This is a genomic window from Novosphingobium sp. FW305-C-111 (genome assembly GCF_058783565.1).
In genome coordinates this window covers 162,724-170,187 of the sequence record NZ_JBYSYP010000010.1, presented here as the reverse complement: position 1 = coordinate 170,187, position 7,464 = coordinate 162,724, and the positions used below count along the sequence as shown (strand labels likewise).

The following is a 7,464-nucleotide window of genomic DNA, read 5'->3' as shown; positions in this document are numbered from 1 at the left end:
AAACCATCGAAATGAGGGGTCCCTTTTAGACGCCGATCACCCCGCTAACGGGGTCCTTTTTGCACGCCGATCCACACTTTGTGGTCGTGCCGGCACCGGATCACCCGCTTGTTATGCGATCTGTCGATGTGCTGGTTGGCGGCAAATCCGGCCTGACAGCTTTCATGATGTCCTCGGCTGAGGAGCTCCGTAGGCCCATGATGCTTGAGGCCAGGCTCACCCTTAATCAAGTCGCGTTCCCGCCTACAACGCAGTTCGTTTATGTCGCAGATGCTGATGAGAACAGTCCTGCGATTGAGGGAAAGTTCGCTGAGCAGATCGGGGGGCGTTCGATCGCCAGAGATGCAGCTGCAATTGTCGAAAGCACATTCCGCCAAAAGCAGTCTCCCGACGGTGCCAGCGCTCGACAAAAGTCCCAATCCCGCTTCGCGGCCACCTATCGCATCGCGCGTCTGCTCAACTTAAAGAAACCGCATGAATACGACCAGCGAGTGCCGCACCGAGGACGAGCGAACCTTGTTTTCGATACCATCAACTCGGTGCCGAGCGCATTTGCTAGTCGCGAAATTTCGTCTCGCACGCTGATCGGCCTCTCCGTCCGTGGTGCCGAGCGCTGGTATGAACCTTCAACGCGCCAGCCGCTGCCTATTCCTTCACCCGCCGGACTTGTGTTCTCACCTGGATTTGCCCGACCCCGCAACGACCCCGAGAAGGCGCTTCGGGCAGCTGCTTTCGCCGGGTGGATTCTAGCACCTGAATTCTCCCCACGGTCGCGCGACGAACTCGCAGAACTTGCGCTACGCTTCACCAAGCCGCAATGAGCAAAAGCGCACGCCACAAGCTCATGCTCGCTCTCGTACGCGGCTCGCCGCATTACGGTCAGGCAGTCCGCCTCAACCTTGTTGAGGATGAGCTGGAAGAGCTTGGTCGTTGTGATCGCGTCGAACCCATTCGGAGACGCCGTTTGCTAAAGGTTCTTCACGCGGCCCGCGCAATCGACACAACCTTAGGCGTTATTCTTGACGCCAATGCCATTCCTCCGCAGCACGGCATTGGCAAACGTCTTGACCAACTCAAGACGCTCGCACCGACGACACGTGGCTACTTGAATCATACTACCACCGTCGCCTTCAGGAAATCGATTGCCAACTTGCGCAACGTCTATGCACACGACGCCGGCGCTTTCCCCCCGTCGACACTTGAAGTCGAAGGCTTCGTGTCTGAGGTGCACTCGTGCATGGCACTCATACTGTAGACAGGCGGTGCGCCACCTTGGCCCTATCGCGGAAACCAACTCGCTTTGCAAATCCGAGTTCCATTCCGATCGCAGTTTGGGCTGCTTGCACGCGGTTCGTCGACTTATGTAGTCCGAAAAGGATGGCCCACGTCGAGCGCGTAGTTCGGTACCGCTTGCATAAACTGCGCCGAGCGAACAATTGTTTCTTGCCCCCGGTGAAAGCCCGAGGGTGAGGCGTCAGAACCTCACGTCGTCACAGCCGGTCAGATTCATCTGGCCGGGTGGCTGTCGCGCATGTCCAAGGTTCTGCCCAAAGGCGGCAGCGCCTTGTGGTGACGCAGGGTTCTGAACACCCGGCTTCGGCCGCTGCCTCAGATGCAAGAAGGCGGTGGAACATGACTAGGTTTATTCTGACTCAAACTCCGATCGGCACCATTGCCATTTTGGCTCTTACCGGATTGGCCGCCTGCTCATCCAACGATGGCGACAAGACGGCCTCTCGCATGTCCGCAGTCGCGCAAAAGGTTTTGCAGTGCCGGCAAGAATATGAGGCTGGGAAGGCGGACATGGACGCCCTTACTTGTCGCGTTGAATTCGGTCAGGAGGAGCGGCTGGCTACTGCCTGCCAACCGGCGACTGATAAAGCGGGAAATGTGCTCTACGAAAGCGCAGAGGTCGCTCCGTCGCCCGCCGAATGGCAGGCGTGCCTGAGGCAGATTGACCAAACCATTGTGGTCAAGGATATCCCGCGCCCGACCATGCCATGTGATCGTTACCGGGCTAAAATCTTGACGGCGAAAACGGCAGGTGAAGCCAAGCAAAGGGCGGAGGCCATCAGTGTAGGCGCTCCGGAATGCACTTCTGTCGCCTCAAAGGCGCAATGGGACTTCATCTCGAATTCGGTCGACACCACCGCTCGGACAAACGGAGCTGCCATCGAATCCGAAACGAGAGCGCGAGAAGCCGTAGACGACGCGGAACGAGCCGCTCGAAGAGAGCGAGCGCTCAAGGAATTTGAAAAAATAAAGTGAATGCTCTGACGTAGGGAATGCAGGCGTCAACCGGCATGTGCTCGCTCGACGATTGACAGGCGAGGGGCGGGCTTGGCTCGCCCCATTTCTTCGCCACGGGCGCTCGTGACGCGAGGAACACGCGCGGGCGACGTTGTGGTCGCTCGGGTCATTGAACGCCCTGTGCGGCGCTCCTAGCGCCCGTAACGGTGAACTAGAAGCGTAGTCAGCCTTCTTGATTACGCCGGAATCTAGTTTGATTGCCTGCCCTTGCATGCTTATCCTGCTCGCCATGGGGGCCACTGCCGAAATCGACGCGTTCATCGAGCACTGGCGGCACACCGGCGGGTCGGAGCTTGCCAACACGCAGAGCTTCATTAACGGCCTCTGCCACGTGATCGGCGTCGAACCGCCCCATGGCAGCCGCGTGGACGACAGTGGCAACGACTACGTGTTCGAGCGCCGCGTGTTTCAGGACAACGGGGACGGCACGCAGAGCTTCGGGCGGATCGACTGCTACAAGCGCGACTGCTTCATCCTCGAAGCCAAGCAGGGCAGCGAGGGCGACCGGGCTGCTGCAGGGCGCGGCGAGGATGACCTCGACCTATTCGGCCAGACCGCTTCTGTGCGCCTCAAGCGCGGTACGGCAAGGCGTGGCACCCCCGGTTGGGCGAAGGCCATGGTGCAGGCCAAGGGGCAGGCGGAGCGCTATGCCAAGGCGCTGCCGGTGGACCATGGCTGGCCGCCGTTCCTGCTGGTCGCCGACATTGGCTACTGCATTGAGGTCTACGCTGACTTCACCGGTACCGGGAAGGCCTACGTCCAGTTCCCCGACCGTGCGCGCTACCGGATCATGCTGGAGGACCTGCACGACGCAGAGGTGCGGGAACGCCTGAAAGCGATCTGGACCGCGCCCAAGGCGCTTGATCCAGCCGCCCGCTCTGCCCGCGTCACCCGCGACATCGCCGACCTGCTCGCCACCGTCGCCAAGAGGCTCGAACGGCGCGGGCACAGTGCGGAGCGGACCAGCGGGTTCCTCATGCGCGTGCTTTTCACGATGTTCGCCGAGGACAGCGGCTTGATCCCCGAGAAGAGCTTTACCGACCTGCTCAAGGCCCAGCGCGCCCACCCGGAGCACCTCGAACACCAGTTGTCGGCGCTATGGGCCGCGATGGACGAGGGGCAGTTCTCCCCTGCTCTCGGCGTGCCGCTCAGGAAGTTCAACGGCTACCTGTTCAAGGACCGCACCGCGATCGCGCTCGATGCCGAGGAGCTTGAGGTCCTGATCAAGGCCGCCGAGCATGTCTGGACCGAGGTCGAACCCGCGATCTTTGGCACGCTCCTCGAACGCGCCCTCAACCCCAAGGAGCGCTCCAAGCTCGGCGCGCACTATACCCCGCGGGCCTATGTCGAACGCCTGATCGCCCCGACGATCATGGAGCCGCTGCGAGGGGACTGGAACGGCGTGCGCGTGGCGGCGGTGGACCTGATCGAGCAGGGCAAGACCGAAGAGGCCCGCGCCCTAGTGGAGGCGTTCCACGGCAAGCTGGCCAGCACCAAGGTGCTCGACCCGGCGTGCGGCACCGGCAACTTCCTCTACGTTGCCATGGCGCGGATGAAGGAACTGGAGAGCGAGGTTCTGGAGTTCCTCGTCGAGCTTGGCGATCACCAGTACGTCGCCGAACTCACCGGCCATACCATCACGCCCGAGAACTTCCTCGGCATCGAGATCAACCCGCGTGCAGCGGCGATCGCGCAGCTCGTCCTGTGGATCGGCTACCTGCAATGGCACTTCCGGGTGAATGGACAGGACCGCGCCCCGCCCGAGCCGATCCTCAAGGACATCCGCACAATCGAGAACCGCGATGCCCTGATCGAGTACGATGAGCTTGTCGTAGAGCGTGATGAATACGGTCGTCCCCTTTCGCGGTGGGATGGCGAAACAACGATCCCGCATCCAGTGACAGGCCAGCCAGTCCCCGATGAAGCCGCGCGAGTTGAAGTGCACCGGTATGTCAGCCCCCGTTACGCGCGCTGGCCCCAGTGCGATTTCATCGTAGGAAATCCGCCATTCATCGGTAGCAAACGCATCCGCGACCAACTCGGCGACGGCTACTTCGAGGCGTTGAGGAAGGTGTTCGACAAGCTGCCCGGTGACATCGACTTCGTGTACTACTGGTGGGCCAGAGGGGCCGAGCTAGCAAGCCAGCAGCGGGTACGGCGCTGCGGGCTGATCACAACGAACACTCTTCGTCAGGCAACGGGTCAGCGGGTGATCAAGCAAGCTCTCGCCCGCGCAGCCCGAACATCCATCGTCTTCGCCGTGGCGGACCACCCTTGGAGAGATGCAGAGACCGATGCAGCCGTTCGCGTTGCGATGACAGTCACCACGGGCGGCGACCTTGACGGAGTTACGATCAAGGTGGCGGACGTTCCTTCGGCCCCGGTCACAGAGGTTGTGTCTGGTCGGATCAACCCCGACCTTTCTGTCGGGGTCACAGCCACGAGCGCAAAGCCCCTGCGGTCAAACCGTGACCTATGTTTCATGGGGGTCAAGCTGGCCGGTGATGGTTTCCGCCTGACCGGACAGGAACGCGAAAAGCTGATCGCGTCTGGATGTCCAGCAGGACTGTTGCCACGTCTGATTGCTGGCAACGACATCACTCGGGGACCGCAGGACCGGTTCGTGATCGACCTCTTCGGGACCAGCGAGCAGTCCCTTCGTCAAGAACACCCGGCATTGTATCAGCACCTGGTCAACACGGTCCTTCCTGTGCGACGTCAACTCAAGAGGAAGAGCTACCGGGATAACTGGTGGATTTTTGCTGAACCAAGGCCAGCTATGCGGCGGGCAATCACGGCACTTGATCGTGTAATCGCAACCTCTGAAGTGTCTAAGCACCCGACATTCGTGTTCTGCCATACGACAGAGACCCAGTTCGACGGGTCCGTGATCGTGGTCGCCTCTTCATCTGGAGCGCTCCTCGCAGTGTTGTCATCCCGGCCCCACGGGGTCTGGAAGCATCGCGCGGGAGGCACTCTGGAAAACCGCCCAAGGTACCAGAATAACGAAACCTTCGACCCGTATCCTTTCCCGTATCCACTACCGCCTCACCTAGCGGAGAAACTCGAAGATGAGGGCAACCGCCTCGACGCCCTCCGCAAGAAGGTCCTCGCCGAACACCCCGACCTCACCCTCACCAAGCTCTACAACGTTTTGGAGGCCCTCCGCGAGGGTCAACCGCTGGACACCGCCGCCCGCGACATTCACGACCGAGGCCTCGTCTCACTGATCCGCGAGCACCACGACGCGATCGACGCTGCCGTGGCCGAGGCCTATGGCTGGCCGGTTGACCTCTCCGACGAGGACATCCTCGCCCGCCTCGTCGCACTCAACAAGGAACGCGCCGCCGAGGAGGCCAAGGGCGTGATCCGCTGGCTACGGCCCGAGTATCAGGCCCCCGACTACGCCGCGCCGGTCACCCAGACCCTCGACCTCGGCGAGGTCGCCGCGCCGCTACCCGACAACGTCATTCCGTGGCCGGACAAACTCCCCGAGCAGGTCAGCGCCGTGCAATCCATCCTCACCGCCGCCCGCGCCCCGCTGGCCGCACAGGACATCGCCCGCAACTTCAAGGGCAAACGGGCCACCACCGTCCGTCCGGTCCTCGACGCCCTCACCAGTCTGGGCATGGCACGGCGGCTGGGCGACGGGAGGTACGCGGCGTGACCACAGTTGCAGACGTTGTAGTCACCTCTGATCGGGTCATGGGGGCGAAGGCCGTATTCGGGGCGATCAGTTCGCACGTTCTCTGCTTTGGTGCTCGCGGTGACAGGAGCCAGAGCCGCTACTTCTCGCAAGCGGCTGGCGCGGCCCGGAAAGCGGTCGACGGACCGTGGGTGTTCGCCGTGGGGGGCGGAGGGAGTGCGCCCGATAATATCGACGGCAGAGTGCTGAACCTGGTGCGACTTGCGTGTGTCTACGGCGACACGACCGCTTTTGTCCCACCAGATGAAGCGGCTAGGCTCGCCCAGTGGCCGGTTGCAATCGCCGTCCATGACGTTTGGGAACTCGACGGCCAGCCGCACCTAGTGGGTGATCTGGGACTTCCTGATCGCCGGCTGCTAGCAGGTGCACAGGACGGCATTGTACGGACCGACGGTCATTTCGACACCTTTTGGGACGCCGTTCGAGATTGGCCAATCACCTTAAAGCCGCTGCCGTTGTACGCCGACTTTTACGACAGTGGCAGGCCCAAGCTGGTCAGCCAGATGCTCCCAAAGATTTCGGCCGGTTCGGAAGAAGGCAAGGCAGCGTGGAGATTGCAGTTGAAGCGCGAGCGGGACCCCAACCTCGCGCCAGCAGCCAAGGCCCTCAACCACGATGCGTATGGCAACTACACGTGTGAGGCATGCAAGTTCGCACATTCTGACGCAGGAATGTTTGACGCGCATCACCCCAACCCTCTCTGCGCGGGAGTCCGAACAACCCTCGCGGAGCATCTCATTGTTCTCTGTCCCACGTGCCATAGACGCGCCCACAGAAGAGACCGTCTGAACCCCTTCACCCTTGATGAACTGACGGAGTGGGCCGATGCGGGTCGGCCTTGATCTAAGCTGGCTTCAAAACCAGTTTGCTGGGGCTAACGGCGTCGCTGTGTGGGGCGCGGTAGTAGCAACCGGCCTTGCAGCTCTAAGGGTGATAGAGTTCTTCCGCGACCGCTCGCCACAGCTTGAGGTCACCTGCATGTGGCGGGGATATGCAGAGGCCGGCAATGACGTTTTGCTGATCAACCATGGTCGGGTGCCGGTCTCAATCTACCACTTCTCGCTCGTGTGGTGCCGGCCCTCGAAGATCGGCTCGCCGGTCGAAGTGTACGGCGAGTTCGATCTGCACGACGATTTCAGCAATATCGTCGTGCCGCCGTTCTCCACGCATTCGATGAACTTTTCAGAAGGGGAGCATTTCAGCAACAAGCCGCCAAAGGGGCACGCTGACGCCCGGTTGTACTTGAAGGCGTGGATGGTTGGGCGGAAGAAGCCCGTTTTCCGCCAAGTCTTCGCCCAAACGGCCTTGCAGGTCCCGAACCTGTGGACACCGGCCCTTGACCCTCTTGCCGTCGATGAATGTTCTTATTTAGTACCGGTGTCGCATCCTAGCCCCCCTTCTGTTGGCTTGGCCCGTCATGGGTGCAAGTCCAACGGGTGGGGACCGTC

At 61.5% G+C, this 7,464-nt stretch carries 6 protein-coding genes; all 6 read left to right on the top strand.

Annotation, left to right across the window (positions count from 1 at the left end; genetic code table 11):
* Nucleotides 1–197 precede the first annotated feature (197 nt).
* On the top strand, nucleotides 198–821 hold the full coding sequence (locus AC3WLD_RS13080) for a hypothetical protein (RefSeq protein WP_492557405.1): 624 nt from the start codon (nucleotides 198–200) through the stop codon (nucleotides 819–821).
* A complete protein-coding gene (locus AC3WLD_RS13075) occupies nucleotides 818–1,255 on the top strand; it encodes a hypothetical protein (RefSeq protein WP_492557404.1) in 438 nt (145 codons plus the stop codon). The genes AC3WLD_RS13080 and AC3WLD_RS13075 overlap by 4 nt, the downstream gene beginning before the upstream one ends.
* Nucleotides 1,256–1,632: 377 nt before the next feature.
* The gene (locus AC3WLD_RS13070; RefSeq protein ID WP_492557403.1) at nucleotides 1,633–2,268 is read left to right on the top strand and encodes a hypothetical protein; all 636 of its coding nucleotides are present in this window, start codon (nucleotides 1,633–1,635) and stop codon (nucleotides 2,266–2,268) included.
* Nucleotides 2,269–2,521: 253 nt separating this feature from the next.
* Complete coding sequence (locus tag AC3WLD_RS13065; RefSeq protein WP_492557402.1) at nucleotides 2,522–5,977, top strand: class I SAM-dependent DNA methyltransferase; 3,456 nt, start codon at nucleotides 2,522–2,524, stop codon at nucleotides 5,975–5,977.
* Nucleotides 5,974–6,858 carry an HNH endonuclease gene (locus AC3WLD_RS13060; RefSeq protein ID WP_492557401.1) on the top strand — a complete coding sequence of 295 codons (885 nt, stop codon included), beginning with the start codon at nucleotides 5,974–5,976 and terminating at the stop codon, nucleotides 6,856–6,858. Before AC3WLD_RS13065 ends, AC3WLD_RS13060 begins: the two co-directional genes overlap by 4 nt.
* Nucleotides 6,842–7,464, top strand: a 623-nt coding sequence (locus AC3WLD_RS13055) for a hypothetical protein (protein ID WP_492557400.1), incomplete at its 3' end; no start/stop codon positions are given. The genes AC3WLD_RS13060 and AC3WLD_RS13055, both read left to right, overlap by 17 nt.